Here is a 26,491-nt window from a genome sequence, read left to right on the forward strand (position 1 = left end):
TTATTGTCAACATAATTCAGCAAAAAGATAGGGCAATATATTCAGAGCATAATAAAGACATTAACTTGGATTTTGTTCATGTTCCTCTGGGTTATCATGTACAGGATGAGCGCCTGGAAATAATCTTTGCGCTTTTTCATGAAGATTTTTGTTTTCATAATTAAATGCGCTATACGTTCGCTGCCCTTCTTCCCATGAAGTAGATTTCCCCAGTTTTTGATTAACAGGAGAGCCGAAAGGACCGTCTGGAAATTCTTCAGCGGTTATATATTCATGGCTTTTTTCTACTGTAGAGAAATCATCATACGATGGCTGTTTGTCTTCTTTCAATGATTTCACCCCTTCTTTCTAGAAGATTTTTTACTAGTATGCACACTTCTTTGTAAAAAACCCTCTTAAATTAGTCCAAATCAGGGTATGATAACTATACATTTATTTTTAAAAGGAGTTGAACAGCTTGGAACCTAGACCTCAGAAAGGAACTTTTTTCCGAGAAAAAATCTTAAATAATAAATTTGTTGTATATACAATTATTATTTTTATTCTCAGCATGACTATTTTTTCGTTATCAAAAATCGGATTTATTTTAATTCCTATCTCTATTTTTATTAAAACAATCGCACTGCCGATTATCTTAGCAGGAATTTGCTTTTATTTATTTAATCCGCTTGTTGACTTTTTAGAACGAAAAGGTGTAAAACGAATTATTTCCATTCTTGTTTTATACATAGTGATTATCGGCGCATTAGCCATTATTATTTCATCGGTTATTCCGCCTCTAAAAAATCAAGTTGACCGTCTTATTGATAATATCCCAGAGCTGACGCATGACGTTCAGCATGCGGTGACGAACCTTTCGAATAACCGATATGTCGAACAAGGTCTTCAGTCGGCTAACACGGACCTAGATAAGATTTCAAAAGATGCATCAAAACACTTGAGTAAATATGTTTCTGGATTTTCAAGCGGTATTGTAAACTTTGTCGGCACCATTACAGAAATTATATTATCGGTTGCCGTTTTACCCTTTATTCTTTTTTACTTATTAAAAGATGGGAAAAACTTACCTAATTACATTGTAAAACTGCTTCCAAACCGCTCTCGTTCTGAAGCTAAATTCATTTTAGCCGACATGAACCACGCATTAAGCGCATATATTCGCGGGCAAATTTTTGTTGCGATTTGTATAGGTGTACTGCTTTTCATTGGCTATCTGATTATTGGGTTAGATTATGCATTACTTCTAGCGATTATCGCCATGGTAACCAATGTTGTCCCTTACCTTGGTCCTATTATCGCCATTATCCCAGCCATTATTATTGCGTTTATTACCTCTCCTTTCATGCTTGTAAAACTGGCCATTGTCTGGGCAGTTGTTCAATTGCTTGAAGGCAAAGTAATCTCTCCGCAAATTATGGGAAGAAGCCTGGATATTCACCCGATTACGGTCATTTTTGTCATTCTAACCGCCGGAAACTTATTCGGAATCATCGGTATTATTTTAGCCGTTCCTGGATATGCCGTTTTAAAAGTTATTATTACGCATATTTACCAATTCATCCGTTTGAACTCTACTATGTATCCGGATAAAAAAGCATAATAAAAAGCCCATCGATTTTCGATGGGCTTAACTTTTTACTTTTGTTCTTCTTCATCTTCACGATCAAACCAAAGGAGCTCTTGATCATCTTCATCTCCATTATAGTTGATGAGAATTTCTTCTCCTGCTTGGATATCCGTATATGCATAAAAATCAAAGGTATGATTGTCAAAATTAATTTCATACGTAGCATTGGGTGTATACGAGTGATTAAACAGCATACCGTATCCCAAAAGAATAGCCGTATGATTCACTCCATATTCAAAAGCATAATCCGCTAGTGTTGTTTTCTCAATAAAATCATGCTCTTTATTAGGATAAGCGATAACAGGAGCTTCGTGAATAAGCGTTCCTTTTTTAATATCTTGCTTAGCAAATACACCTCTGTTAAATTCTCCATCGCTTATCGTAGACATTTTTATTTCGATCATATTCGTCACCTATATATTCTTTCATCTAAGATTTTCTTCTTCCCTAAGCTTGACAGTTTCTAATGGGGAAATCAACTGTTTTTCATAACCACTTGAATATAAGCTGAAAGAGTGCTTATCATGCACACTTGTGTAAGCACTTACCTTGTTAGAAACACGCAATTTGATTTTATTTTAGACATAGAAAAGCAATGACCTGGCGCATAGCGCTTTTTTGAGCCATTCAACATGTGAAGAATCGTTTTTCTCTGTGATATAATCGTTTATGCTGCTTTTTTATGTTAATCTATGACTTTTATTACTGATTTTATCTTATGTTAGAAAGAAGGTTTCACATGAACTTAAATCCCGACAGAGATGGTGTGATATATGCGGTCCTTTCTTATCTTATGTGGGGGCTCACGCCAATTTATTGGAAGCTGGTTCACCACGTAGCACCAGGTGAGATTTTAGCTCAGCGCGTTTTTTGGTCTTTTATTTTTATGCTTATTCTTTTATTAATGACAAAGAAATGGCGTACATACATTACGTTTATAAAAGAAATAGTGAAAAAACCATCCTTATTCTGGTCCCTTTTTACTGCGTCTGTACTTATTAGTGCAAATTGGGGCATTTTTATGTGGGCTGTCATTAATGGAAAAATAGTAGAAGCGAGCCTTGGACAATATATTAATCCCCTAACAAGTGTTTTATTAGGTGTTATTTTCTTAAAAGAGAGATTAAGCGGGGCTCAAATTTTTGCATTTATACTAGCAGGAATCGGCGTCTTAACGCTTAGTCTTCATTATGGTGTGGTTCCTTGGATTTCGCTTAGCTTAGCTGTTACCTTCGGATTATATGGTTTGGCAAAGAAAAAGATTAAAGCTGATTCAACGATTGGATTAACTCTTGAAACGATGGTCATCTCCCCTATTGCATTAGCATACATAGGCTACCTTACGTTTCAATCACACTTGCAGTTTTTTGATTCTTTTTCAACAAGTCTTTTATTAATGGGCAGTGGAGTAGTTACAGCTTTACCACTCCTATTATTCACAAAAAGTGCTAAAAAAGTATCATTATCAATGCTTGGTATTCTTCAATATATTTCACCAACCTTGTCTTTACTAGCAGGAGTCATTCTATACCATGAATCGCTAACAAAAGCTCATGTTATTGCTTTTAGTTTTATTTGGTTAGCTCTTATTGTTTATACGTTCTCATCTATTACTAAATGGGGGAACAGAAAACAAATAAGAAATAAAGTGGAGGCTTAACAGAATCATACACTCTCTTACGTATTATTTTTAAACAAAATAGGCTGGGAGGAGCATTATTTATGAAACGAATTATTGACTCGCATATTCATCTAGATCAATATGAACAGAAAAGCTGGAAAGACATAGTTGAGCAGGATCCTTCGTTACAAGCGCTTATTTCTGTATCTTCTACATTACACTCTTGCCAACTTAATCAAAAAATCAGCAAGTTATATTCCTGCGTGAAACCTGCCTACGGATTTCACCCTGAACAAATGCTGCCTTCTTCAAATGAATTAGCGGAGCTGTTTGCTTGGATTGATCAAAACAATGAAGAAATGATCGCTGTTGGGGAGGTTGGTCTACCTTATTACTTAAGTCAGACCTATACTCTTTCTCTAGAGCCCTATTTGGAGCTGCTTGAAGCTTTTATTATTCATTCAAAAAAATGGGGGAAACCGTTAATTCTTCACGCTGTATATGAAGATGCTGAGATCGTGTGCAACTTACTAGAAAAACATTCTGTGCCTAAAGCTCACTTCCACTGGTTCAAAGGAGCTAAAAAAACCGTTGAACGAATGAAAAACAACGGCTACTATATTTCCGTTACACCTGATATTGTATATAAACCTAAAATCCAAGCGCTTGCCACAGATTACCCTCTTGACTACTTGATGGTCGAAACAGATGGTCCGTGGCCATTTGAAGGACCTTTTCAAAACCAGACAACGGTTCCATCAATGATGCATCAGTCCGTTCAGGAAATAGCACGTCTCAAAAGGGTTTCTGTAACGGAGACATATGATTTTTTATATCGAAATACAGCTCGTTTTTATAATCTCTCCACATAAAAAGCCTTTCCCTAAGGAAAGGCTTTTTATATCTAAATTCGTTTCACAAGTTTTACGATCAGCACAATCACTGCAATGACAAGAAGAATGTGAATGATGCCGCCGCCAATATGAAAAACTAATCCTAATAACCAAAAAATAAATAAAAGTCCAATAATCGTCCACAACATAATTTTTTCTCCTTTTTTATATGTAGTATTTGTTATAATTTTATATTTCCCTAAATGTGCATAAATAAACGCATTTCATATACATCTTTTCACTAAAGAAGGTTCACATAATGTACAAAAAGCAATCATGTTCTCTGTGGTAAAATAAGTATGTAATCTTATTTAATTTAAGCGGAGATGATTAACTATGACATGGATTGTATTACTTTCCATCATTCTTGTAAGTGCACTCAAAATATTAATAACGTGTCTTCCAACTCCAGTGGTCAAATGGCTTATGACTAAATTTCAATTACACCCAACACTTGATGATCAAAACGCTACTGTCACAGTTGATGGGAAACATTTAGAAGGCAAAGACAAAATGCAAGTGATTGATTATTTTAATAAAGCAACATTTTTAAAACAATATTATGTCCATGAAGGAAATAAGGACTATTATAAACACCTAGAAGACAGTGAAACTCCACTTGTTATCGATACGAAAAAAGGGAAAAACGATGTTCGACTATGCGTATACAGCTATGATGATCATGTCGACGTCGTGAAACAATACAAAAAGAAGATTATCGCCTACAGCCTGCTGTCTGATCACCTTCAAAAGCAGTCCATAACAGCTGACCTAGCTTAAACCAGTCGCCTACAAGGCGGCTTTTTTAGTTTTTAGTTTTAGGTTGAAGTTACCTTATTTAAAAATACCAAACTTTAACATTAATTCTAATGCTATAATATAAATTAATAGAATTTTCTAATTTTTTAAGAGGTGATGGATAATGCTTTCTTTGTTAGGGTTTGGAATGATTGCGACTTTTCTATTTCTTGTCATTAGTAAACGCTTGTCCGTGGTTGTTGCTTTTATTTTTGTCGCTATCCTCTTTGGTGTAATTGGAGGTTTTAGTGCTGATATGGGCGATATGATGATGAATGGTATTTTAAAAGTAGCTCCTACGGCCATTATGATCGTTTTTGCCATTTTATATTTTGGACTAATGATTGACGTCGGTTTATTTGATCCTATGATTTCTCGTATCCTAAACATTGTGAAAGGCGATCCCTTAAAAGTCGTAATGGCAACTGCCGTTATTACAATGCTTGTTGGCTTGGACGGAGACGGCTCTTCTACATTTTTAATTACAGTTTCCGCCTTGCTCCCTTTGTACACAAAACTGGGAATGAACCGACTAATACTGGCTTGTGTTATTAGTTTAAGCGCAGGTGTTATGAATATGATTCCTTGGGGAGGTCCTCTCGTAAGAGCCGCAGCAAGTTTACAATTAGAAGTATCAGATCTATTTACCCCTCTTATTCCAGCTATGGCAGCGGGATTGATGTGGACTTTATTTTCAGCATACTTACTCGGAAAGAGAGAAAAAGCGCGCTTAGGAACCATTCATTTAAAAGGTGCATCAATGGCTTTTGCTGAACAGCTTTCAGTTCATGAAATCCCTGGGAAGCCACCTAGACTCTTTTGGTTTAATGCCTTATTGACACTGTGCTTAATGACTCTCTTGATCATAGACATACTTCCTATTCCAATTTTATTTGCTATTGCTTTTGCCATTGCTTTATTTGTTAATTTTCCTCATCCAAAAGAACAGCAGGAAAGAATCTTAAGTCATGCAAACAGCTTTGTAATGGTTAGTACATTGGTTTTTGCAGCCGGAATTTTCACAGGCGTTTTTACAGAAACAAAAATGATGGATGCCATGGCAAATACTATTGTCAGCCTAACTCCTGAATGGCTGGGCTCTCACCTTCCCTTAGTTGTAGCAATAACGAGCCTTCCTCTTAGCTTTGTATTTTCACCTGATGCTTATTACTTTGGCATTTTACCTGTTATTAGCCATACAGCAGCTAATTTTGGTGTAGACCCTGTAGAGATAGGACGAGCAGCTTTATTGGGACATTCCACAACTGGGTTTCCTCTATCTCCTTTAGTACCCGCTACTTTCATTCTGATTGGGCTGGTTGAAGTAGATTTCGGCGAGCATCAAAAGTTTCTTTTCAAGTGGGCCTTTGGGACAACTATTGTCATGACGATTACAGCCATTTTAACGAATGCTATTTCATTTTAGAATCCTACCATAAAAAGGAAGCCGACTACCATAAGGCAATCGGCTCACACATGTAGGATATTGATTTAACACTAACAAAGTACAACACAACACTAGTAATTATATAATATATTTCATTATTTTGAAAGCGATTTCATATATATTTTTAAAAATATTTTGTTACTTGTTTTTTACAGAAAAGAACCACGTTTCAGCCAATTCGAAACGTGGTTCTTTTCTGTAAGGACTTGCCCTACAGGCTATAAATGTAAGTTACGTTCATTATAGCCTGAGCCCATATACAGATTCCATGGTAATTACTGTATGATCTCGTTACGTTACGACTCGTTGTATTTTTCTGTCCATGTGCAGCGTATTCCATGGTTCATCCTGTTCAGCTAGCCTTTTGATAAAGCCTTGTGAAGCCCAAAAAGGAATAGCGCCAGGTAAAAAAGGATGAGTATGCAGATACAGCGTGTCATAAAAATGACTTTGGGCAAATTGTTCAACTGCTTTTAACAGCTGCTGTCCAATGCCTAGACGCCGGTACGCTGGATCGACATAGCATTTTACAATCTCAGCTGCAGTTCTATGTTCATATCGCTCTTTTAATGCATGAAACCGTCCATCGTAAGCGTATAAACCAATGGTTCCAATTACTTGTTGATTTTCCGTAACAGCTGCAAAAAAAGCAGCGTCTTTCGCTTGAACGTAATGTTCATTAAAATGAAGCAAATCCACAGGAAGCTGATTTTTTTCCAGCATAGGAAATAGCTCATTCCGCATATTCATGACAAACTGAATCACTTCAGCATCCTTTTCTTTTACTTCTTTAATTTGATACATTTGTACTTCTTGCACGTTTACTGTCACATCCTTTTAACGATCATTGTATACTTTTTCTTTTCTCTGCTTATGCTGCAATGTTAACTACGGCGTTACGTCTAAATGCTGAGTCAGCATATAATACTCGCTTGGATGTGTTGTCCAGTTTTTCACTTTTTGATTATAAGCAACAACAATGTTTGGATGTACAATCGATGACGTCAGCATTTTTCTATTAATCAAAGCGGTTGCTTGTTTGGCTAACTGATCTCGTTTTGCGTCATCTACTGTTGAATTTAACTGTTCTATCATTTTTGTTAGCGTATCATCATTAATCCGGCTGGCATTTAAACCACCGCCGGGCAAATAGTTCGTACTTAAATAATAACTGGCATCTCCTCTAGGTGCTGTGATAAGGCTGTACAATGCTAAATCCCAATCATCTTTTGCCATTACATATTCATCGCTATCTTCAACTAGGTGAATCTTAATAGTAATTCCTAACTCTTTGGCATTAGACTGTATAAGCTGAGCAATTAAAGGCAGTTCTGGCAAAGAACTGTATGTGACAAGAGAGAGCGATAGTGGCTTTCCATTTTTGATTGCTTTGTCATTTTTGATTTGATAGCCTGCTTTCTCTAAATATTTTTTAGCAGATGTCATACCTCTTTGCTCATTAGCAGTACTATCAGCAAAAGGAAATTGGGGTAAAAATGGACCTCGAGCCGCTGCCGCTTGATTGTTCATGATGCTGCTAACAATTTCTTTTCGGTTCAATAAGGTATCGATAGCTTTTCTTACATTTTCGTCTTTTAATGCGTCATTGGTTTGATTGTAAAGCAATAAATGGGTGCGCACACTAGGTACTCCACTTACTTTAAAAGACGGATCTGTTTGTAAAGTGCCCAAGCTTTCTAAAGGCGGGCGATAAATAATATCGGCTGTTCCAGATTGAAGAGCAGCAACTCGCGCATTAGCATCTTCGTTAAATCCAAAGATCGCACTTTTCAATTTCACTTTTCCACCCCAATAATTTTCATATCTTTCTAATTTCACTTGATTTCCTTGATCAAAAGACAAGACGCGAAATGGACCCGTACCAATGGGCTTCTTAGCTATATTAGAAGCATCAACATCTATAATAGCTGTATTTGGATGCACTAATTCAGAAGGAAATTTAGGCATTGGTTCTTTTAATGTAATTGTCAGCGCATGACTGTTCGCTTTCATTTCTTTAATATTTAAAGCGTTTTTCATCGCATAACTTTGGTCTATCGTTCTTTGAAGAGAAGATTTAACGGCATTTGCATCCAGCGCTTTTCCATTTTGAAACGTGATGTTCTTTCTTATCATAAATGTCCATGTAAGGCCGTTATCTTTCGTTTCCCACTTTTCAGCAAGCCAAGGCTTTATTTTTAAATCGTCGTTGATTTTAACAAGCGTCTCCCCTACTCCCCCACGAACTGCTGTATAATTATCGTCCGTATGAGGATCAAGCGTTGCAGATGTAAAATTAAATAAAAACGTCACACTTTTATCCGTTTTCTTTCTTTCTTTTATACTTACGCTCTCTTCATTAGGAGCGCAAGCAGTGAGGCAAAGTAACACGAGAAATATCATAGATACAAGTTTTTTATTATTTATCATTCATTTTTCCACCTTCTATTTTAATACACAAAAAAAAGCACTTCTAAAAAGAAGTGCTTGCCTTCACAACAAATTCAGATAAACGTATCCCTTGTTTATCGTATTTTTGATTCTGCCAAAACACCTCCCTATCCTCGTAGGTTATTGTGTGCTGCGATTTATGGCAGGTCTCCTGGCTTCAAGTCATTGCCTTATACCGCCTTCCCGTCTCTAAATAGACAGTGGCTTTTTGACATAAGGCTCCTTGTTACAGTGGCGGGACCGCTCCGGATTTTCACCGGATTCCCTTTTAAGGCAATTGAAAAACAATTGCCACCATAAAAGCTGGTTATTTAATTTAGTAGCGTGCTCTTGAAACTCTAGAAGTGGAAGCTGATGGTGAAATATCTTCATCATCAAATCCAGTGGCAATAACGGTTACCATCATTTCGTCCTTTAAATCTTCATTAATCACAGATCCAAAAATCATATTTAAGTCCTGATCAGAAGCGGACGTGACAATATCTGCTGCTTCCTGTACTTCGTAAAGACTCAGGCTGCTGCCGCTCGTAATGTTCAGCAGCACGCCTCTTGCTCCATCAATCGATGCATCTAGCAGCGGACTAGAAATCGCTTTTTTCGCTGCTTCAATTGCTCGATCTGATCCCGAAGCTCGTCCGATACCCATAAGCGCAAATCCTTGATTAGACATAATTGTTTTTACATCAGCAAAGTCAAGGTTAATCAGCCCCGGAACAGCGATTAAATCTGAAATACCTTGAATACCTTGGCGAAGAACATTATCTGCTTCACGGAATGCTTCAAGCATAGGTGTCTTTTTATCAACGATTTCAAGCAAGCGGTCGTTTGGAATGACAATAAGGGTATCTACCGATTCATTCATCGCAGTAATACCGCCTACTGCTTGCTTGGTACGTTTATTTCCTTCAAACTTGAAAGGGCGAGTAACTACTCCAATTGTTAAAGCATTTAGTTCACGGGCAATTTGGGCAATAACCGGAGCTGCTCCAGTACCAGTGCCTCCCCCCATGCCAGCTGTTACGAATACCATATCTGCGCCTTGCAGTACTTCTTGAATTTGCTCTCTGCTTTCTTCTGCAGCTTCTCTTCCTACTTCTGGATTAGCTCCTGCACCTAATCCTCGCGTTAATGCCGCACCAATCTGCATTTTCACATCTGCTTTAGATAAATTAAGCGCCTGAGCATCCGTATTAACGGCGATAAATTCTACCCCTTGTACACCATGTTCAATCATACGGTTAACGGTGTTATTTCCTCCACCGCCGACTCCAATTACTTTAATTCGCACTAATGGCGATACATCTGCATCAAATCCAAACATTCTAAGTTCCTCCTCAATGATCAAAATTACTTTCTCTTATTATCCGAAAAAACACGTGAAGAACCTTTTACTCCTATGTTTAACGCGTAACTGTTCTTTTGTTTTACAGATTTTATACATTTCTCTTTTAACCTTTAAATCTTTACATCTTTATGTAAAATTATTGTTGTTCTGAAGTTAGTACGCCGAACTCTTTTTTGGTTTTCCCACTCAAAACGGCATATAAGCTTATTGTATCATTCATTTGACAGATGTCTGTATTTAATTTTGAGTAAGATGTGACTAAGAGAATAATATTTTTATAGACAAAATGAGAAAAAGCCCTTAGAAATAAGGGCTTCTCTAGATAATAAACCATTTTATAATTTCCCAGTTAAGAATTGAGCTTCTCCCATACCAAAGCTCCAGTCAGCATTACCGTTTTCAACAATTGAAATCATAATGTCGCTTGGCTGAATTCCGCAGCTTTCTCCCAGCTCTTTTACAATTAATTTGTAAAGAGCTTGTTTTTGCTCTTCTGTTCGCTGTTTGCTCGTCACGCTTATAATAACCAAATCCTTGCTTCTCTCAAAGCCAAGACCTGTATCTTCAATAATCATTTCATGAGCAGGATGCTGATGTACAATTTGATAACGATCGCGTTCTGGGACGCCAAAGGCTTCTAGCATCGCTCGATGAGTAGAGTCTAGTAATGCTTTTAACTCTTTTTCGTCTCTTCCTTCTATTACATCAAATCTAAGTAATGGCATACTAAGTAACCTCCAGCTTTTTGTCTAATGTATTATTGCTTTATCATATCACAACTATCATTTGTAAAAAAAAGATATGCTATTCACAATGTGCTCTCTAGTGAAAGAGACCTCAAACTCTTCAATAAAAGCTGAACCTAATAAAAAGAAATGAGCAGCATAACGGCTCATTTCATTAGTACAAAAATATTTATAATAAGAGCTAAAATACATGCAGATACAATGGCAATGAGTACGTTCATCACAAGGTTTTGCGAGGATGTTTTAGCTTGTTTTTTCATATCAGCCCGACTCATCTGTTGCTTTTCATGATCACTTTTAGACATCACGTAGCCTCTCCTATTCATCAAAATGTCAGCAGTGTATAAATGATTTTTGAGAAACCTTGATCCAGTTCTTTTGTATAAACAGCAGCACATGCAGGTTATCATCAGTTATTTTAGCATGTTTTGTCAAATAAGTGGACTATGTAGCGCTTCAATTTAGTATTCACAGCCAAATATATTTAAATTCGTTGCTTTTCTCTTCTTTTCTCGCTATTGTTTGAGAAGAAGGATAATTAGATACGATAAAGGATGATACGATATTGAATAACCATACGCAGCTGCCTCAGTATATCTACACATACGCATGCAGCGAAGAGGAACTCTCACTATGTCAATTAGAGAGACGCTCTCTTTTTGAAATTGAAACTGAGAAACCTATCATAAAAAGCGCCGTTAAACTTGATCCAAGCAGAAGCCCTTTTATCAAAGAGCGATTAGATATTATGTATGAATCAGATGACCTTGCAGATATTTGCAAACAAGTAGAAGATATTGACCTTGGAGATCAAACATTTAAACTCATTTTTATGAAAATTAATGACTTAGAAAAAGATCAAAAAATAAGCTATAAAGGTCAGCGTGCGATTGAACGTGATGTGGGTTGGCATTTTGTAGCAGAAGCAGACTTGCATAACCCTGACCATTTGTTTGGAATTGTTCCATTTGAAGGACGCTGGTATTTTGGAAAATATCAAAAAAGCGAAGCTGTATGGCTGCATCATTTGAAGAAACCGCGTGAATACTCTACGGCACTCAGTACCCGCCTTGCAAGAGCTGTAGCTAACATTGCCGTTCCAAAGCCTGAAGGAATCAAAGCGATTGATCCATGCTGTGGTATTGGTACAGTCCTCGTAGAAGCTCTTTCAATGGGCATTGATATTGTAGGACGCGATATCAACCCACTTGTGACCGACGGATCTCGTGAAAATATTGCGCATTTCGGCTTAAAGGGTGATGTCAAAACCGGACCGATTTCGGATGTTACCACTCACTATGACGTAGCGATCATCGACATGCCTTACAATCTCTACACCCACGCGACGCCTGAAGATCAGCTTTCTATTTTAAAACACGCTCGCCGCTTTGCGGATAAAGTAGTCGTAATTACAGTAGACACGATTGACCATATGATTCATGAAGCTGGCTTTTCTATTTCAGATCGCTGCGTAGCGCGCAAAAGCGTATTTTCTAGACAAGTAGTTGTATGCGAATAAAAAAAGACACCAGTCTAACAGGCTGGTGTCTTTTGATTTACCACTCTTTAGGTTCATAGTCTAATTCTTTGAATAGCTGCGTACGCTCTTTTTTCGTTAAATCTCTCCATTGCCCAACAGGCAAGTTGTTTAAGTGAATATTCATAATACGCGTACGCTGAAGTCGGTATACTTCATATCCGAGCACTTCACACATACGGCGAATTTGACGATTTAAGCCCTGTGTTAAAATAATTTGAAACTCGTACTTAGACAGCTGTGTCACTTTACAAGGAAGCGTTTTTGTACCTAAAATTTTTACTCCCTCAGACATGTTTTTGATAAACTCGGGTGTAATCGGCTTATCTACTGCAACAATATATTCTTTTTCATGCTTGTTTTCTGCACGTAAAATTTCGTTAATAATATCGCCGTCATTTGTAAGTAAAATTAAGCCGTCTGAATCCTTATCTAGTCGTCCGACATGATGAATACGCAAAGGGTGATTGACTAAGTCAATGATGTTTCCCTTTACTTTTTTCTCACTCGTACTTGTAATGCCGACTGGTTTATTAAGTGCAATATATACATTATTTCGAGCAATCCGAAGCTGTTGGCCGCTTACTCGAATATCATCGCCAGGCTTAACTTGATCTCCGATTTTTGCAACCTTTCCATTAACGGTTACTCTTCCTTCACTAATTAACTTATCTGCCCCGCGTCTTGACGCTTTGCCAGATTCACTAATAAATTTATTCAGTCTCAGGTGAATCACAACCTTACATTTAAAAATTTTAAAATTTGTCTCTTCTATTAGAAACCGATATGTGTCAATTTCTATACCGTCCCTATCGTAACATGCTATACGCTTCTCGTCTTCTTTTAATTTCATTACTTGACTATATTTTTTTAACAGAAATAAAAGGATAGCCTCAAAATACTTTGTAAACTTATTCTTAACATTTCAAGCAATGCTTACACCTGTCAAACCAACGTCAATCTTCACTCCTATACAAGACCTAAACGTCTGGATTGACTGGATCAGTATAGAGTTGCTACCATCAGGTTTTCTTATGCTTCCAGGAGGAGTAACGCTGGCTCTAACAGCTATGGTCGGAGGAAGTTTGTTTGATAAAATTGGATTTAAACCGCTGCTTTTAACAAGTTTAATTCTTTTAACGTTTATTTTAAGTTTGTTCACTACCATTTCAAGAGAAACAACCACGATGACCGCAGCTATTTTATACGCTGCCTTTACAATTGGCGTAGGTTTAAGCATAGGACCCGTAATGACGCTTGCTTTAAATCAAGTACCTAAACCGCTTCACGCTCACGGTTCAGCCATTTCAAATACGATTAACCAAGTTTCAGGCGCAATTGGACCCGCTTTGTATACAAGTATTATGACCATGGCTTCTCAGCACTTTATTCAACAATCAAATGAAACGAATAAAACGCTGTTACAAATAAAAAGTATGACAAGCGGAGTTCATACCGTCTATTATGTAGCCATCGCTTTTGCTATCGTTTCGTTCCTGCTCGCTCTTACATTAAAGAAAAAAGATCAGCAGCTTGAAGCGCAATAAGTGAGAAACTAACAAGAGCTGCTCATAGTTTGAGCAGCTCTTGTTACATGCAGAATTTATATTACAAATGTAAAAGCAATCATAGATACTATGAAAACAAGGATAATAATACCTCTCTTTTTTTCTGTTTTCCATGCTTCAATAGCGCCCACGATACCACCAATGACTAAAATAAAAGTACCTATAATGTGCAGAGGCAGCAGCGATAATACTCTACCTAAACTCGCCATCACTCCTCCAATCAATATAAAGCCTGTTGTTATAATCGATTTTAATGATGTTAAGTCTCGTATAGCTTCTTTTTTTTCAGTTTTACTCAGTTTAAAGTACTCTATTATACTAAAAGCAGCGGGTGTTCCCCATAAAATAAAGAAGCTAACTAATCTATCCGTGTCTACATTCACTGTTTATTCACCACCGCTATCAGTTTCTTATACACTTTTCCTAACCCATTTTTTAGAGATAAAAAAAGCGGCTGTAGCTGCTACAGCGGGAATCATAAAAGCAAAGCTACCAGAATAACTGCCAAACATTACTTTACTTGATAATCCTTCGATTGAGCTCCACATAGTCGAACTTTCTGGAACATATAAGAGCGTAAGAATCATTCCTGATAGCAGTTGAAAGCTACCCAAGAAAACGATGAAACTAATGATAAATAGTCCATATCTCTTCAATAAAATCTCCCCCTTGATTTATATACGATTTCACGCTTCATAAGTTCCATCATTTAACAAATCCATGTATTATTCTCGCTTCAAATATCCTCCAAAAGAAAATTGATGGTAGTCATCGATCTTATTCCAATATCCTATGCACTTTACGTCAGGCTCATCAATAGCTAACGCTTCTTTATTAATTCCTTTATAAGGAAGAAATGCAGTCAACTTTACCTTTTGTTTTGGCTTAATATTTAACTTATTGCCTTCTGCTAACACCTTAAATTTATTTTCAGAATAACCGTTTTTTATTTTTAGTGGATACGATAAAAATACGTCGTTTTGTTTGATGGTCAAATCGCTCTTGTTTACGAATTCCAATTCATACGAAATCCCTTGCTTCATCTTTTGTTCTTTGATGACGTTAATATGGATCTTTTCTAGTTCTCTTAAAGGAACGTTGTCTTCTTCTTTTGAACACCCGGCAAATAAGATAGCTAACACTAATAAAACAAGAATTCCTAACTTTCTATTCAAAAAATAATCCCCTCTCTCGTAACAAAGATTATTTTACAATTATAACTCAAAAAAGTTATTTAATGGTAAAAATACACAATTAAAAAAGCAAACCTTGGCGGTCTGCTTTTTTAATTGCTACGCATAGGTAATGTGTTGTTGTGCGAAAAACTTTTCGATAAGGAGTTTGCCAACTATATGTATATCGTAACCAAAGAAAAAAGAACGCGCTGTGAGATTTGTCACTTCTTCTTTCAAAATAATCTAATTGAATACTCGCTATTCCGTTACGCAAAAAGAGCAGAACGCAATAGCGACCTGCTCTTTTTACATGCTAGATATGGGTAATTTGTCCATGCGTGAAAAGCTCTTCAATAATAAGGGGTTTATCACTACACTTATAGAATAACAAAGATAAAAAGATGCGGCTGTGAGATTTATCACAGCCGCATCTTTTTATCCAACTAGCTTATTAAATTGTACACGTTTATTAATGGCCGCCATAATTGGTGCTCCAACAAGCATAACCACAAACTCACCAACAGCTGTTGTTAACCATGTAAAGAAAAATGGTAAATCAAATGCTAGGTGCAGTTCAAACGCAATAATAAACATCGTAAACGTAAACACAAGTGTATTAATAAGCATACGAGCCCACATATTTTTAATGTAGCGCATAGAAAAAATGGTAATGAGTAATGATAGTACAGATTGTCCTACCCCAAACACCAGATCATAAGCGACCATTGGTGAAAAAAACAAATTCGTCAGAAATACCCCTAGTACAATGCCGTACACGTACTTTTTATTAAATACAATCAAATGATTGAACATTTCTGATATACGAAATTGGATATTGGTGAAGCCAAACGGCTGAATTAACATGCTAACAGCAATATACATAGCTGCTAAAAGACCGTTGACGCAAAGTGTTCTTATATTCATCTTACTATTCTCTCCTTAGTTTTTTAACGTGGGATGGTTACGAACCACGTAAACACTCAAAGAATCATACAGCAAGCTTAAGCTTTCGTCAATTTAGCTGTTTGCAAACTACTGCTGCTTTCATGTCTTCCATATTGACTGCTCTTTTTTCTTACTTTTCTTTAGTATAAAATAGAAGACGTATCCGTATACATAGGTGACATAAAGTAGTTAACCCTTTTGATTTGAAATACGAAAGGATTTGTAGCGATGTTAGATAATACAGATAAGCGCATACTAGAAGAGCTATCAAAAAATGGACGTATGAAGATGAAAGAATTAGGAGAAAAAGTGCATTTAACCGGACAAGCCGCTTCTGCTAGAGTATTAAAGTTAGAAGATGAAGGCATTATCAAAGGCTATACAATTAACATTGATGAACGAAAACTTGGCTACACCGTCCATGCATTTTTAAATATCTATACGCAGAGCATTCATCACCACCCCTACCTTACATTTGTAGAAAGTCAGAAGAAGTACGTCATCAACAACTTTAAAATCAGCGGCGATGGCTGCTACTTACTAGAATGCAAATTTCATTCAAATGAAGAATTAAATGATTTTTTGACAGAGCTAAATCAGCATGTGAATTACAAACTTTCAATCGTCATTAACAAATAATTTTTAAAAAAATGAAGGTATATTAATTTATGAAAATGGCAATTCTAATAACATATTCCCCCTATTCCAATAAATTTGAAAATCCTTTGCGCCGTCGCAAAGGATTCTTTTTTATACAGGAAACCGCCTTCTATTTTTTGAAAAGTTGAACATCTCTCATAGCGTTGACATAGCGGTCAGAGGTTTATATAATCGGTGACATCGAAGCATAGAAAAGCCGGATCAAGACCTATACAAGTATCGTAATTCTTCGTCTTAGAAGTTGATCAGTTTTATAACTAGACAATTTCTAAGACGTTTTTTATTTTATCATTTGTGAAACACTAGTAAAAACAAGATTACACATGAAAATATCCTAATAATCAGGGAGGTTTGCATATTGAAAACAATCTATAAAGACATCATTTTAATTATTGCCGGAGCGCTTTTAGTTGCTGCATCCATTGATTTTTTTGTCATTCCAAATAAATTAGGTGACGGAAGTACGGTTGGTATTGCTCTTGTTTTATATTATTTATTTCATATCCCTACAAGTATCAGCACATTTCTTGTGAACCTTGTATTCATTGCCTTAGCTTATAAATTTCTAACTAAAAAAACGATTCTCTATACGATTCTAGGAGCTGTCATGACGTCCGTTTTCTTAGGTCTGGTCAGCTATATTCCTTTTCACGTTCACGACATGATTTTAGGAATTGTATTCGGGGCTTTACTAATGGGAACAGGACTGGCACTCATTTTTATCGCGGATGGATCTACCGGCGGCACAACTCTTTTAGCTTATTTATTAAACTACACAAAAGGCTACAATATCTCGAAAAGCATGTTCTACATGGACAGCGTCATTATTTTAGCATCGGTTTTTGCTATTGGCGTCAACAATACCCTCTATACTTTTATATTCGTCTATCTTTGTGCTAAAATCGTCGATGTTGTTATCGAAGGTTTCCACAACAAAAAAGCAATGACGATTATGTCTGATCAGTACAAAGACATTGCGCAAGTGATCACCAGTGAATTTGGAAATGCAGCTACCATCTTTTATGGATATGGCTACTACGCCAACAAAGATAAACGCATTATCTACGTTGTTATTAAAAAGAACGAGTTATTAAAAATTAAAAAGAAAATCCAGCAAATTGATCCGAATTCTTTTATTGTCATCCACGAAGTAAAAGAAGTTGTCGGCGGAAAATTTGGATTTATCGGCAATTCGCCTCATGAAACAAAAGCCGCTGCTAAATAAAAAAATCCACCTCTTGGTGGATTTTTTTATGAAAAAACCGTTAAGAAAAACGAAAAGATCCCTGCTAAAAAGTAAACTGACCCTAACGCAATTGCTCCTGTAAAGACCGTAAATACACTTAATCCGATAGCCACCTTCATTTTCATCCACATCCCTTTTTAGATTAGTAGTATAAGTATGTCCAAGAATAGAAGATTTATAACTATGCCACCCTATTTATTTCATATATCGATGCAACAATTGTCTATTCAACGTGTTCTAAAACCACCCCTGACGACATAACGTATAGGAAGGATTTCATATACACATCTTTGTATCACACATATCATATGAAATTAGGTGAGATAAAATGGTGGCTGTCCACTTTTTTGAAAACAGAAAGCTTCTATTAAGCCAGCTGAGGGAAAACATTCCTTCTACGGGTGATGATTTAAAGATTAAAGGACGAAAAGGAACCGTCGTGCTTGTGAATGACATCGATGAAAAAAATGTTCACGTGGAAGTTGCTTTAGAAAAAGTAGTGAAAAAGAACTTAGCGTTAGATAATGCTAAAAAGAAAAGGAGATAAGCGGCTACGCTTATCTCCTTTTTTTTGATTGACATACGATCTCTTGCTTCTGTTTAGAAAAAAAAGAGACTCCTAAAAAAGGAATCTGCCAAAAAGAGCGATATCATCGCCTGAATATTAATACAAGCTATACTTTAACATATAAAAACAAATTTTACAAAAATAAACTATTATTTTACGCATAATTATTTTTTTATTCGAGGTTTTTCAACATTTGAAACTCATTTTGTATAAAGAGTTTTATTTATTTTTCAGGCCAAATTTTTGCATCCGGCTCTAATAACCACTTATGCTCTTCTTCCATAATACGGTCTGTCCATGGATTATTGTCAAGATGGCGAATCATCCAGCAGAAGTACATCGCATAGCCGGGAGCCGTTGCTTGAGGATGATCTAATTCACCTGGAATTGTAATAAAACTATTATCAACTACACGGTATGCATCTTCTCCAACCATTGCACAGCCAAATCCTTGCGGCTTGTCAAAACGATAGTAATATACTTCAGGCTGATCATGATGATGAGGCGGATAGCTCGACCATCTTCCTGGATAAGAAATAACTTCTCCAATAACAAGGTTAGAATAAGGAGCGTTATTATAATCAAAGATTGTCCGAATGACACGCTGAGCGGTACCTTCCCATACTCCTTCACCAGCTACTGTATTTTGACAGTCTTCAGGCGTATATAATTTTGATGAAAATTCTTTTTCATTATCCGTTTTTTGAACTAGTACTTCACTATTGGCAAGCGCGGTAATTTTAACCTCCACATTTTTCGAAACGTGCAAACACCAAGGCTCTTCTTCAAAAAGAGACTCACGCTGAATTTCTTTCGAATGTCCTTCCCACTCTAGCTTTACCTTTCCTTCTAGTAAAAGAATAGCCGTTTCATTGTTGCTGTCTAGTAAAGTTTCCTCTTTTCCTTGAGACATATTATAAATCCCAATATCCATCAACATATCTTTGTGCTGACCGGCCATTTCTGTAAGTACGTTGTATCCTTTATTTAATTCACCTAATTTACCTAGCATGTTTAACTTCCTCCTTTATGTAGTAGCGCAATCAGAATTTACTAATCACTCATTTTTTCTTCATAGACTTTATACATTCTTTTGAATATGTGACTGTGAAGAGTTTTTATTAACAGCAATACTCTTGATTGTATTCAATTATTTGCAGATGCTGTGGCGTTTCTTCGTAACGGAGCCGTCGATTTCCGGACAATCAATTTCGGCTCAAGAAGTAAATGTTCTTTATGCATCGTTGAGTATTCCATTTCTCTAACCAGCAAATCCACTACGTTTACAGCCATTTCTTTTGTCGGTTGTGCTACCGTCGTCAACATGGGCGTGATGGTAGTAGAAAGAACGGTATTATCAAAGCCAATCACTGATAAGTCCTTCGGCACATCAATGTTGAATTCTTTTGCCGCTTGTATGACGCCAATAGCCAGTAAATCGTTACAAGCAAAAATAGCCGTCACTTTCTCCTTCATTAAAAAAATTTGCTTAGCACTTTCATATCCTTTTTGAATACTTGCTTCGGTCGTAATAACGTGCTGAGGTAACACAGTGATTCCATTTTCTTGCATGGCATCTCGAAAAGCATCTAAACGGGCGTGATTACTTTTTGCATTTTCTGTAATAATCGCAATTTTTTTATGATGCAAAGATAGCAAATAATCAGTCGCCAAATAGCTTCCCTTATAGTCATCCACTGTCACTGTATTAACAGATATGTGAGGGATTTCTGAAGCAATAACGCTAATGGGTATATCTTGCTTCAGCATATTTTTTAAAAGATTAGCATTGCGAAAAGCAGATGCTACAATTAAACCGTCGATTCTCTGACGAATTAACAGCGATAGATATTTTTTCTCTTTTTCCGCATCGTTATCGGTATTACACATTACAACATGGAAACCTCGCTCATGACTTCGGTCTTCTATGCTTCTTGCCAAATCGGCAAAAAAAGGGTTGGAGATGTCGGGTACGAGAAGCCCAATCGTTTTAGTAGGCTTTCCTGTTAAAGCAGATGCTACGACGCTTGGATGGTAATTCAACTGCCCCATAACCTCAATTACTTTTTGTCTTGTTCTTTCACTAATGTGACCGGTTTGATTGATAACTTTTGATACGGTGGAAATTGATACACCTGCTTCTTCAGCCACACTATAGATGGTTGGCTTCATTTCATCTCCTCCTTTCCTTTCATAAACATATAAAAGGCGTAAAACCTTTTACAATAGAAATTAAAGACCGCTTTTTTCTTTAATAAAGTTTCTTGCTTTTAACGCATATTCAAAAGGATTAGCAAGCGCTGGATCCTGTTCTGCTTCTACGACAAACCAGCCGTTATAATCAGAAGCGGCAAGCGTAGTAAATACTTCATCAAATTCAATAACTCCGTCGCCTGGAACAGTAAAGGCTCCTTCTTTTACCGCTTGCAAGAAGCTCAGGTCTTGTTGTTTGACTCGATCAACTACTTCTTGGCGAATATCTTTTAAATGAACATGTTTAATACGATGAAGATATTTTTTTAAGATATAAAGAGGTTCTTCGCCTGAAAAAACAAGATGACCGGTATCAAATAGGAGCGAAACAAGTTCTGGATTGGTAAGCTCCATTAGCTGCTCAATTTCTTCTGTTGTTTGGACGCCTGTTCCCATGTGATGATGATAGACAATATGCATATCTTTCTCTCTTGCTAGTTTCCCAAGATAGTGCAGGCCTTCTATAAGGCTGCTCCACTCTGTTGGCGTGAACACGGGCTTTTCTTTGAATAAAGGTACATCCATCATCCCTTGAATGCTGTGTCCTTGTTCAGATACAACAATTACTTTTGCTCCCATTTCGTATAAAAAATCGCGATGTTCAATAAATGGCGTCACCGTTTCTTCCAGCGGCTTTGTCGTTAAAAATGTACTAAACCATGCGCTTGCAATTTCTAAATTCCGAAGTGATAATGCCTTCCTTAAGATCGAAACATTTCGCGGATATTTGTTTCCTACCTCACTTCCTTTAAAACCGGTTAAAGCCATCTCACTGATACACTGTTCAAATGTATTTTCAGCTCCTAGTTCAGGCATGTCATCATTTGTCCAAGCGATTGGAGCAATCCCCAGTTTGACCGTGTTTTCCTTGAACATGTCTTCCTCTCCCCTATATCAAATTGAAAATGCTATTATATTCACCGAATGTTTCCCCCTCAACATCGGCCATTTCTCTTGCTTGTTAATAACCTCTGGCCATTTCAAGATTTTTCACTTTATCCTTATAGGCTTCTTGTACATGGTGATTTTCAGATACCTCTGCTACTCCTACATGCCACCACGATTCATAACCGTTTGTCATAGTTTTGGGTAGCACTTTAATATCAATTAATGTAGAAGTCTCTTGTTTTTGTGCATCTTCCATTGCCGTTTTTAGTTCTTCAAGAGAGCTTACACGATAGGTTTTTACACCGTAGCCTGCGGCGCTGGCTGCAAAATCAATTTTCATCACGTTTCCGTTTAATTTTCCTGTTTCATCGTTTCGATAGCGAAACTCTGTTCCAAAACTCCCCATTCCATTTGACATTTGAAGATTATTAATACATCCAAATCCGGAGTTATCAAACAGTAAAATATTTATCTTTTTTCTTTCTTGAAGGCTTGTAATGAGCTCTGAATGCAGCATTTGATAGCTTCCATCTCCAACCATCGCATACACTTCTTTAGCTGGTTCAGCTAGCTTAACTCCAAGTGCACCTGATACTTCATATCCCATACATGAATATCCATATTCCATATGATAGGTATTGGGTTTATTAGACTTCCACATTCTCTGTAAGTCACCTGGAAGACTTCCAGCTGCACCAACAATGACGGAGTTGTCATCAAGGAGCTTATTCACCTCTCCAATTACTTCTGTTTGCGTTAATTGAGTACCAAGTGATTCTGCATATTCAGCTAAGCTTTCATCTAAATGACCTTTTATTTCTGGAATAAAATCTGCCCCTGTAAAACGTATGCTATGTAGACGCTCTAATTCTGCTTCCCATGCGTCTTTTGCACTTGCAATTTCTGTCGTGTAACCAGACTGATAGCCAATTGACATGAGCTCTTTCCTAAGAGCAAACAACCCTTCTTTTGCATCAGCTACAAGCTTCACGGCATCCAGTTTATTTGCATGAAATTCAGACGTGTTAACAGTAAGAAATTGCACGTCGGGATGTTGAAAAAGCTGTTTAGATGCTGTTGTAAAATCAGTAAATCGAGTGCCTACTCCAATTACTAAATCCGCATCTTTAGCGATTGTATTAGCAGCTGAGTTTCCTGTTACACCTATTCCGCCAAGATTATAGCGATAGTCGCTTTCAACGGCACTTTTCCCAGCTTGAGTTTCTCCAAATGGAATATGGAACTCACTAGCAAATTGTTTTAACTCTTTTGCAGCTTCTGAATACCGAACGCCTCCTCCGCAAATGATGATTGGCTTTTTCTTTGTTTTTATTGCTTGAATTGCATCTGCTAGACTGTCCCTAGTCGGAAGGCGACGCTCAATGCGGTGAACGCGCTTTTGGAAGAAATAAGCTGGAAAGTCCCATGCTTCTCCCTGCACATCTTGAGGCAAACAAATAGTTACAGCTCCCGTATCTGCAGGATTCGTTAACACACGTATCGCATTAATCATAGCTGTCATCAATTGTTCAGGGCGGCTTACGCGATCCCAGTACTTACTCACTGGACGGAAAGCATCGTTTGTAGAAATAGATAAATCATATGACTGTTCAATTTGCTGCAAAACAGGATCAGGCTGTCTAGTTGCAAATACATCGCCGGGAAGCAACAAAACTGGAATGTTATTAGCTGAAGCTGTTGCTGCCGTTGTAACCATATTTGCCGAACCTGGTCCTACTGAAGATGTGCAAGCCATAATCTGCTTTCGATGTTTTTGTTTTGCAAAAGCCATCGCTGCATTGGCCATTCCTTGTTCATTACGTCCTTGATATACATCTAGATTTCCTGGGTCTTCTTCCAAAGCTTGCCCAAGACCTACTACATTTCCGTGCCCGAAAATTGTAAAAATCCCTTTAATAAACTGATGCTGCTTTCCATCAAATTCAACATACTGCTGATTTAAAAACTTCACTAATGCTTGTGCCGTCGTCATTCTAACTGTTTCCATGCTTCTTTCTCCCTTCTAATACTAGATTGCGATTTTAAAAAAGGAAGCATAAGGAATATCTTTAATTCCTGATACCTCCTTTTAAAATGGAATGCGATTTTTAATGAATCACTTACCAGCGCGTTGTTACCATTTTCTTTCTTGTATAAAACTCCACGCCGTCCGTACCATTTGCATGAAGATCACCGTAAAAAGAATCTTTCCAGCCAGAGAATGGGAAGAATGCCATAGGTGCCGGTACCCCTACATTTACTCCTAACATACCAGATTCAATATTTTCACGGAACTCACGTACGCTTGCGCCGCTATCTGTATAAATACAAGCACCGTTTGCAAATCGAGAGTTATTAGCTACTTCAATAGCTTCTTCTAATGTTTTCACACGTACAATAGACAGCACAGGTGCAAAAATTTCATCTTGCCAAATTTTCATTTCTTGCGTAACATGATCAAAAATCGTTGGTCCGACAAAGTAGCCCTTGCCATTTACTGCTGCATCTGTGCGACCGTCACGAATAAGCTCCGCTCCTTCTTGCACGCCTGATTCAATATAGCTGAGCGTACGCTCTTTATGATTTTCACGAATGACTGGTCCTAAGAAGACGTTTTCTTCTAAGCCGTCCCCAATTACAATATCATTTGCTTCCTCTACTAATCTTTCAATTAGCTGATCCGCAATTTCTTCTTGTACAGTAACAACAGATGCTGCCATACAGCGTTCACCTGCTGAACCAAAAGCGGCTCCGATAATTTGTTTTGTTGCTACGTTCAAATCTGCATCATTTAATACAATTGAATGGTTTTTAGCACCGGCTAAAGCTTGAACACGCTTTAAGTTTTCCGTACCTTTTTTGTACACGTACTCAGCTACAGGCTGGGAACCTACAAACGAAATAGCTTTCACTAATTTATGTTCAAGAAGACCGTTTACCACATCATGCGCGCCGTTTACAATATTTAATACACCTTTTGGCAAACCAGCTTCTTCAAACAGCTCAGCTAATCTTGCAGCTAACAGCGGCGTACGCTCAGAAGGCTTTAACACAAATGTATTGCCGCAAGCGATCGCAAGCGGGAACATCCAGCAAGGAACCATCATTGGAAAATTGAACGGTGTAATTCCTCCAATGACGCCAATTGGATAGCGGTACATGCCAGACTCAATATCTGTTGCAATATCAGGAAGCTGTTTCCCCATCATTAACGTAGGAGCTCCTGCCGCGAATTCTACGCATTCAATTCCACGCTGCACTTCACCTCGCGCTTCGTTAAAGCTTTTTCCGTTTTCAACTGTCACTAACTTTGCTAATTCATCCCAGTTATCTACTAATAGCTGCTGATACTTGAATAAAATTCGTGCACGTTTAGGCACAGCTGTTTTTGCCCACCCTTTGAACGCTTCATTTGCTGCTTGCACCGCTTGATCTACGTCTTCTTTTGTAGAAAGAGGTACCTGTGCGATTAATTCACCTGTTGCTGGGTTATACACAGGTTCCGTTTTTGATGCAGCTGATTCAATCCATTGTCCACCAATATAGTTTTTTACTGTTTTTACTGCTGTTTGCGTCATAGAATATCTCTCCCTTTATCTCATTTTAATAAGCTTCTATTCCTTTAATCTCTCAAGATTTTCCCTTTGTTTATTAGGCTTCCTGCAAAACTTCAGTTGCTGTCTCCATAAAGTTGAAGAGCTCAACGCTTGTCGGCATAGCATCTGAACAACTGTGTCTTGAAATGACAATCGAAGCGGAGCCCCCCCCCAATCGCATTGCCTGTGGAATTTCCAGTCCTTGCATCAATCCATAAATAAAGGCTGAAGCATAGGAATCACCAGCACCAAACGTTTTCAGAACTTTTGTTTTAAATATTCCTCCACGGTGAGACTTACCATCTCTTGTATAGGCAATAGATCCTTCTCCACCATGCTTAATCACGACGATTTGAGCATGGTGAGAAAACCAGCGCTCTGCTGTTACTTGATCATTAGATTCTTTATAATTTAAAAGTTTTTCCATCATGTCAAACTCTTCTCGCGTACCAATAATCACATCTGATTTTTCAGCAGCTAAATTAAAATAGACTGCCGTTTCAGCTTCCGATTCCCATGTATATGGACGATAGTCAATATCAAAAAACACTACAACTTCATGCTTGCGTGCGTATTCTAATGCTAGAAATACAGCTTCACGAGAAGGACTTTGTGCAAGAGCAGTTCCAGATATTAAAAGAGCCTTTGACTTCTTAATATATTCTTCTGATACTTCTGTAGGATCTAGTTTTAAATCCGCTACGTTATCTCGATACATTAAGATGCTGCAATCTGTAGGGCTCTTGATTTCCGTAAAAGCAAGCCCCGTTACAGCCCCTGTTTTATCGACAGCAATACTATCTGTATTAATCTTATTTTTTTGAAGATACCCAGTAATGAAGCGGCCCATTTGATCATCTGATACTTTTCCGATAAAACCGGTTTTTAAGCCTAGCCTTGCTGCTCCAATCGCAATATTAGCTGGAGAGCCTCCTACATATTTAGTGAATGTTTTAGTCTCTTCCATTGGACGCTGTGTTTCATTTGCATTTAAATCAATACATAAGCGACCGATAGCGATAAAATCTAACTCACGATTTTCTTTAAAAACAAGCGGATTCATCTTTACTCCTCCTTAGTTAAGCGCTTTCCTAAAAAGGCGAAAAGAGCAAGATATTCTCTTTCAG

At 37.3% G+C, this 26,491-nt stretch carries 29 protein-coding genes and 2 riboswitches; of the genes, 10 read left to right on the forward strand and 19 right to left on the reverse strand.

Features of this window, described 5'->3' with window-relative positions; translation table 11 throughout:
• Nucleotides 1–60: 60 nt before the first annotated feature.
• Nucleotides 61–330: a hypothetical protein gene (locus ACXAE4_RS25225; RefSeq protein ID WP_014461729.1), complete on the reverse strand. Its 270-nt coding sequence runs from the start codon at nucleotides 328–330 to the stop codon at nucleotides 61–63.
• Nucleotides 331–457: 127 nt separating this feature from the next.
• On the opposite strand from ACXAE4_RS25225, the gene ACXAE4_RS25230 reads away from it, so the two are divergent.
• A complete protein-coding gene (locus ACXAE4_RS25230; RefSeq protein WP_013081622.1) occupies nucleotides 458–1,600 on the forward strand; it encodes an AI-2E family transporter in 1,143 nt (380 codons plus the stop codon).
• A gap of 35 nt (nucleotides 1,601–1,635) precedes the next feature.
• Here ACXAE4_RS25230 and ACXAE4_RS25235 read toward each other — a convergent pair whose 3' ends face one another.
• Nucleotides 1,636–2,031 (reverse strand): SET domain-containing protein, encoded by a 396-nt coding sequence (locus tag ACXAE4_RS25235; RefSeq protein WP_028414329.1) that lies wholly within the window; start codon nucleotides 2,029–2,031, stop codon nucleotides 1,636–1,638.
• A gap of 335 nt (nucleotides 2,032–2,366) precedes the next feature.
• Here ACXAE4_RS25235 and rarD point away from each other — a divergent pair, with 335 nt between their 5' ends.
• Both rarD and ACXAE4_RS25245 read left to right on the forward strand, forming a co-directional pair.
• Complete coding sequence (rarD, locus tag ACXAE4_RS25240; RefSeq protein ID WP_154990748.1) at nucleotides 2,367–3,287, forward strand: EamA family transporter RarD; 921 nt, start codon at nucleotides 2,367–2,369, stop codon at nucleotides 3,285–3,287.
• 62 nt (nucleotides 3,288–3,349) lie between these two features.
• Nucleotides 3,350–4,120 carry a TatD family hydrolase gene (locus tag ACXAE4_RS25245; protein WP_154990750.1) on the forward strand — a complete coding sequence of 257 codons (771 nt, stop codon included), beginning with the start codon at nucleotides 3,350–3,352 and terminating at the stop codon, nucleotides 4,118–4,120.
• Nucleotides 4,121–4,152: 32 nt separating this feature from the next.
• Here ACXAE4_RS25245 and ACXAE4_RS25250 read toward each other — a convergent pair whose 3' ends face one another.
• Complete coding sequence (locus ACXAE4_RS25250; protein ID WP_013055244.1) at nucleotides 4,153–4,290, reverse strand: lmo0937 family membrane protein; 138 nt, start codon at nucleotides 4,288–4,290, stop codon at nucleotides 4,153–4,155.
• Nucleotides 4,291–4,477: 187 nt separating this feature from the next.
• Here ACXAE4_RS25250 and ACXAE4_RS25255 point away from each other — a divergent pair, with 187 nt between their 5' ends.
• Together ACXAE4_RS25255 and ACXAE4_RS25260 are read left to right on the forward strand one after the other, a co-directional pair.
• Nucleotides 4,478–4,921 carry a YfmQ family protein gene (locus ACXAE4_RS25255; RefSeq protein WP_154990752.1) on the forward strand — a complete coding sequence of 148 codons (444 nt, stop codon included), beginning with the start codon at nucleotides 4,478–4,480 and terminating at the stop codon, nucleotides 4,919–4,921.
• Between the two features lie 142 nt (nucleotides 4,922–5,063).
• Nucleotides 5,064–6,365, forward strand: a complete 1,302-nt coding sequence (locus tag ACXAE4_RS25260) for a CitMHS family transporter (protein WP_154990753.1) — start codon at nucleotides 5,064–5,066, stop codon at nucleotides 6,363–6,365.
• Between the two features lie 312 nt (nucleotides 6,366–6,677).
• Here the strand turns inward: ACXAE4_RS25260 and ACXAE4_RS25265 are convergent, their stop codons facing one another.
• The 5 genes from ACXAE4_RS25265 to ACXAE4_RS25285 all read right to left on the reverse strand — a co-directional run bounded on the left by ACXAE4_RS25265 (nucleotide 6,678) and on the right by ACXAE4_RS25285 (nucleotide 11,233).
• Nucleotides 6,678–7,205, reverse strand: coding sequence for a GNAT family N-acetyltransferase (locus tag ACXAE4_RS25265; RefSeq protein WP_051137139.1), 528 nt, complete (start codon nucleotides 7,203–7,205; stop codon nucleotides 6,678–6,680).
• A gap of 69 nt (nucleotides 7,206–7,274) precedes the next feature.
• A complete protein-coding gene (gene nikA / locus ACXAE4_RS25270; protein ID WP_289578708.1) occupies nucleotides 7,275–8,816 on the reverse strand; it encodes a nickel ABC transporter substrate-binding protein in 1,542 nt (513 codons plus the stop codon).
• Between the two features lie 144 nt (nucleotides 8,817–8,960).
• A riboswitch (cobalamin riboswitch) is annotated at nucleotides 8,961–9,151 on the reverse strand.
• Nucleotides 9,152–9,153: 2 nt separating this feature from the next.
• Nucleotides 9,154–10,158 (reverse strand): cell division protein FtsZ, encoded by a 1,005-nt coding sequence (ftsZ, locus tag ACXAE4_RS25275; protein WP_014461739.1) that lies wholly within the window; start codon nucleotides 10,156–10,158, stop codon nucleotides 9,154–9,156.
• Between the two features lie 359 nt (nucleotides 10,159–10,517).
• The gene (locus ACXAE4_RS25280; RefSeq protein WP_289578707.1) at nucleotides 10,518–10,907 is read right to left on the reverse strand and encodes a tautomerase family protein; all 390 of its coding nucleotides are present in this window, start codon (nucleotides 10,905–10,907) and stop codon (nucleotides 10,518–10,520) included.
• Nucleotides 10,908–11,074: 167 nt separating this feature from the next.
• Complete coding sequence (locus tag ACXAE4_RS25285; RefSeq protein WP_165635927.1) at nucleotides 11,075–11,233, reverse strand: hypothetical protein; 159 nt, start codon at nucleotides 11,231–11,233, stop codon at nucleotides 11,075–11,077.
• 260 nt (nucleotides 11,234–11,493) lie between these two features.
• On the opposite strand from ACXAE4_RS25285, the gene ACXAE4_RS25290 reads away from it, so the two are divergent.
• Nucleotides 11,494–12,447, forward strand: a complete 954-nt coding sequence (locus tag ACXAE4_RS25290) for a TRM11 family SAM-dependent methyltransferase (RefSeq protein WP_028414337.1) — start codon at nucleotides 11,494–11,496, stop codon at nucleotides 12,445–12,447.
• A 37-nt stretch (nucleotides 12,448–12,484) separates the two neighbouring features.
• On the opposite strand, the gene rluF is transcribed toward ACXAE4_RS25290, so the two are convergent.
• Entirely contained in the window at nucleotides 12,485–13,201 is a 717-nt protein-coding gene (gene rluF / locus ACXAE4_RS25295; protein WP_014461744.1) for a 23S rRNA pseudouridine(2604) synthase RluF, read from the reverse strand.
• A 151-nt stretch (nucleotides 13,202–13,352) separates the two neighbouring features.
• Between rluF and ACXAE4_RS25300 the strand changes: the two genes are divergently transcribed.
• Nucleotides 13,353–14,012: an MFS transporter gene (locus ACXAE4_RS25300; RefSeq protein WP_475237365.1), complete on the forward strand. Its 660-nt coding sequence runs from the start codon at nucleotides 13,353–13,355 to the stop codon at nucleotides 14,010–14,012.
• A 56-nt stretch (nucleotides 14,013–14,068) separates the two neighbouring features.
• Here the strand turns inward: ACXAE4_RS25300 and ACXAE4_RS25305 are convergent, their stop codons facing one another.
• The 4 genes from ACXAE4_RS25305 to ACXAE4_RS25320 form a co-directional block, all read right to left on the reverse strand.
• Nucleotides 14,069–14,416 (reverse strand): hypothetical protein, encoded by a 348-nt coding sequence (locus tag ACXAE4_RS25305; RefSeq protein ID WP_289578706.1) that lies wholly within the window; start codon nucleotides 14,414–14,416, stop codon nucleotides 14,069–14,071.
• Nucleotides 14,417–14,443: 27 nt separating this feature from the next.
• Entirely contained in the window at nucleotides 14,444–14,689 is a 246-nt protein-coding gene (locus ACXAE4_RS25310; protein ID WP_289578705.1) for a hypothetical protein, read from the reverse strand.
• A 69-nt stretch (nucleotides 14,690–14,758) separates the two neighbouring features.
• Complete coding sequence (locus ACXAE4_RS25315; RefSeq protein WP_475237197.1) at nucleotides 14,759–15,208, reverse strand: hypothetical protein; 450 nt, start codon at nucleotides 15,206–15,208, stop codon at nucleotides 14,759–14,761.
• A gap of 435 nt (nucleotides 15,209–15,643) precedes the next feature.
• Nucleotides 15,644–16,132: a QueT transporter family protein gene (locus tag ACXAE4_RS25320; protein ID WP_028414342.1), complete on the reverse strand. Its 489-nt coding sequence runs from the start codon at nucleotides 16,130–16,132 to the stop codon at nucleotides 15,644–15,646.
• A gap of 9 nt (nucleotides 16,133–16,141) precedes the next feature.
• A riboswitch (PreQ1 riboswitch) is annotated at nucleotides 16,142–16,186 on the reverse strand.
• Between the two features lie 195 nt (nucleotides 16,187–16,381).
• On the opposite strand from ACXAE4_RS25320, the gene ACXAE4_RS25325 reads away from it, so the two are divergent.
• The 3 genes from ACXAE4_RS25325 to ACXAE4_RS25335 all read left to right on the forward strand — a co-directional run bounded on the left by ACXAE4_RS25325 (nucleotide 16,382) and on the right by ACXAE4_RS25335 (nucleotide 18,606).
• The gene (locus tag ACXAE4_RS25325) at nucleotides 16,382–16,792 is read left to right on the forward strand and encodes an Lrp/AsnC family transcriptional regulator (protein WP_028414343.1); all 411 of its coding nucleotides are present in this window, start codon (nucleotides 16,382–16,384) and stop codon (nucleotides 16,790–16,792) included.
• 379 nt (nucleotides 16,793–17,171) lie between these two features.
• The gene (locus ACXAE4_RS25330; protein ID WP_028414344.1) at nucleotides 17,172–18,038 is read left to right on the forward strand and encodes a YitT family protein; all 867 of its coding nucleotides are present in this window, start codon (nucleotides 17,172–17,174) and stop codon (nucleotides 18,036–18,038) included.
• Nucleotides 18,039–18,387: 349 nt separating this feature from the next.
• Entirely contained in the window at nucleotides 18,388–18,606 is a 219-nt protein-coding gene (locus ACXAE4_RS25335; protein WP_013055227.1) for a hypothetical protein, read from the forward strand.
• Between the two features lie 244 nt (nucleotides 18,607–18,850).
• Here ACXAE4_RS25335 and ACXAE4_RS25340 read toward each other — a convergent pair whose 3' ends face one another.
• The 6 genes from ACXAE4_RS25340 to iolC all read right to left on the reverse strand — a co-directional run bounded on the left by ACXAE4_RS25340 (nucleotide 18,851) and on the right by iolC (nucleotide 26,427).
• Nucleotides 18,851–19,639 carry a 5-deoxy-glucuronate isomerase gene (locus ACXAE4_RS25340; RefSeq protein ID WP_028414345.1) on the reverse strand — a complete coding sequence of 263 codons (789 nt, stop codon included), beginning with the start codon at nucleotides 19,637–19,639 and terminating at the stop codon, nucleotides 18,851–18,853.
• A 134-nt stretch (nucleotides 19,640–19,773) separates the two neighbouring features.
• Nucleotides 19,774–20,799, reverse strand: coding sequence for a LacI family DNA-binding transcriptional regulator (locus ACXAE4_RS25345; protein ID WP_028414346.1), 1,026 nt, complete (start codon nucleotides 20,797–20,799; stop codon nucleotides 19,774–19,776).
• 60 nt (nucleotides 20,800–20,859) lie between these two features.
• On the reverse strand, nucleotides 20,860–21,756 hold the full coding sequence (gene iolE / locus ACXAE4_RS25350; protein WP_028414347.1) for a myo-inosose-2 dehydratase: 897 nt from the start codon (nucleotides 21,754–21,756) through the stop codon (nucleotides 20,860–20,862).
• Between the two features lie 85 nt (nucleotides 21,757–21,841).
• Nucleotides 21,842–23,776: a 3D-(3,5/4)-trihydroxycyclohexane-1,2-dione acylhydrolase (decyclizing) gene (gene iolD, locus ACXAE4_RS25355; RefSeq protein WP_028414348.1), complete on the reverse strand. Its 1,935-nt coding sequence runs from the start codon at nucleotides 23,774–23,776 to the stop codon at nucleotides 21,842–21,844.
• Nucleotides 23,777–23,888: 112 nt separating this feature from the next.
• Nucleotides 23,889–25,346 carry a CoA-acylating methylmalonate-semialdehyde dehydrogenase gene (locus tag ACXAE4_RS25360; RefSeq protein ID WP_028414349.1) on the reverse strand — a complete coding sequence of 486 codons (1,458 nt, stop codon included), beginning with the start codon at nucleotides 25,344–25,346 and terminating at the stop codon, nucleotides 23,889–23,891.
• 73 nt (nucleotides 25,347–25,419) lie between these two features.
• The gene (gene iolC / locus ACXAE4_RS25365; protein WP_289578703.1) at nucleotides 25,420–26,427 is read right to left on the reverse strand and encodes a 5-dehydro-2-deoxygluconokinase; all 1,008 of its coding nucleotides are present in this window, start codon (nucleotides 26,425–26,427) and stop codon (nucleotides 25,420–25,422) included.
• Nucleotides 26,428–26,491: the final 64 nt, after the last annotated feature.

This window comes from Priestia sp. ABM2_011 (assembly GCF_056158845.1).

What these genes read in the sequence shown, in the direction of transcription:
- iolD (WP_028414348.1), bottom strand. Translation starts at nt 23,776, where the DNA reads ATGGAAACAGTTAGAATGACGACGGCACAAGCATTAGTGAAGTTTTTA.
- ACXAE4_RS25325 (WP_028414343.1), top strand. Translation starts at nt 16,382, where the DNA reads ATGTTAGATAATACAGATAAGCGCATACTAGAAGAGCTATCAAAAAAT.
- ftsZ (WP_014461739.1), bottom strand. Translation starts at nt 10,158, where the DNA reads ATGTTTGGATTTGATGCAGATGTATCGCCATTAGTGCGAATTAAAGTA.
- ACXAE4_RS25345 (WP_028414346.1), bottom strand. Translation starts at nt 20,799, where the DNA reads ATGAAGCCAACCATCTATAGTGTGGCTGAAGAAGCAGGTGTATCAATT.
- ACXAE4_RS25280 (WP_289578707.1), bottom strand. Translation starts at nt 10,907, where the DNA reads ATGCCATTACTTAGATTTGATGTAATAGAAGGAAGAGACGAAAAAGAG.
- ACXAE4_RS25340 (WP_028414345.1), bottom strand. Translation starts at nt 19,639, where the DNA reads ATGCTAGGTAAATTAGGTGAATTAAATAAAGGATACAACGTACTTACA.
- ACXAE4_RS25260 (WP_154990753.1), top strand. Translation starts at nt 5,064, where the DNA reads ATGCTTTCTTTGTTAGGGTTTGGAATGATTGCGACTTTTCTATTTCTT.
- ACXAE4_RS25335 (WP_013055227.1), top strand. Translation starts at nt 18,388, where the DNA reads ATGGTGGCTGTCCACTTTTTTGAAAACAGAAAGCTTCTATTAAGCCAG.
- ACXAE4_RS25285 (WP_165635927.1), bottom strand. Translation starts at nt 11,233, where the DNA reads ATGTCTAAAAGTGATCATGAAAAGCAACAGATGAGTCGGGCTGATATG.
- ACXAE4_RS25235 (WP_028414329.1), bottom strand. Translation starts at nt 2,031, where the DNA reads ATGATCGAAATAAAAATGTCTACGATAAGCGATGGAGAATTTAACAGA.
- ACXAE4_RS25250 (WP_013055244.1), bottom strand. Translation starts at nt 4,290, where the DNA reads ATGTTGTGGACGATTATTGGACTTTTATTTATTTTTTGGTTATTAGGA.
- ACXAE4_RS25320 (WP_028414342.1), bottom strand. Translation starts at nt 16,132, where the DNA reads ATGAATATAAGAACACTTTGCGTCAACGGTCTTTTAGCAGCTATGTAT.
- rarD (WP_154990748.1), top strand. Translation starts at nt 2,367, where the DNA reads ATGAACTTAAATCCCGACAGAGATGGTGTGATATATGCGGTCCTTTCT.
- ACXAE4_RS25245 (WP_154990750.1), top strand. Translation starts at nt 3,350, where the DNA reads ATGAAACGAATTATTGACTCGCATATTCATCTAGATCAATATGAACAG.
- ACXAE4_RS25255 (WP_154990752.1), top strand. Translation starts at nt 4,478, where the DNA reads ATGACATGGATTGTATTACTTTCCATCATTCTTGTAAGTGCACTCAAA.
- iolC (WP_289578703.1), bottom strand. Translation starts at nt 26,427, where the DNA reads ATGAATCCGCTTGTTTTTAAAGAAAATCGTGAGTTAGATTTTATCGCT.
- iolE (WP_028414347.1), bottom strand. Translation starts at nt 21,756, where the DNA reads ATGTTCAAGGAAAACACGGTCAAACTGGGGATTGCTCCAATCGCTTGG.
- nikA (WP_289578708.1), bottom strand. Translation starts at nt 8,816, where the DNA reads ATGATAAATAATAAAAAACTTGTATCTATGATATTTCTCGTGTTACTT.
- ACXAE4_RS25360 (WP_028414349.1), bottom strand. Translation starts at nt 25,346, where the DNA reads ATGACGCAAACAGCAGTAAAAACAGTAAAAAACTATATTGGTGGACAA.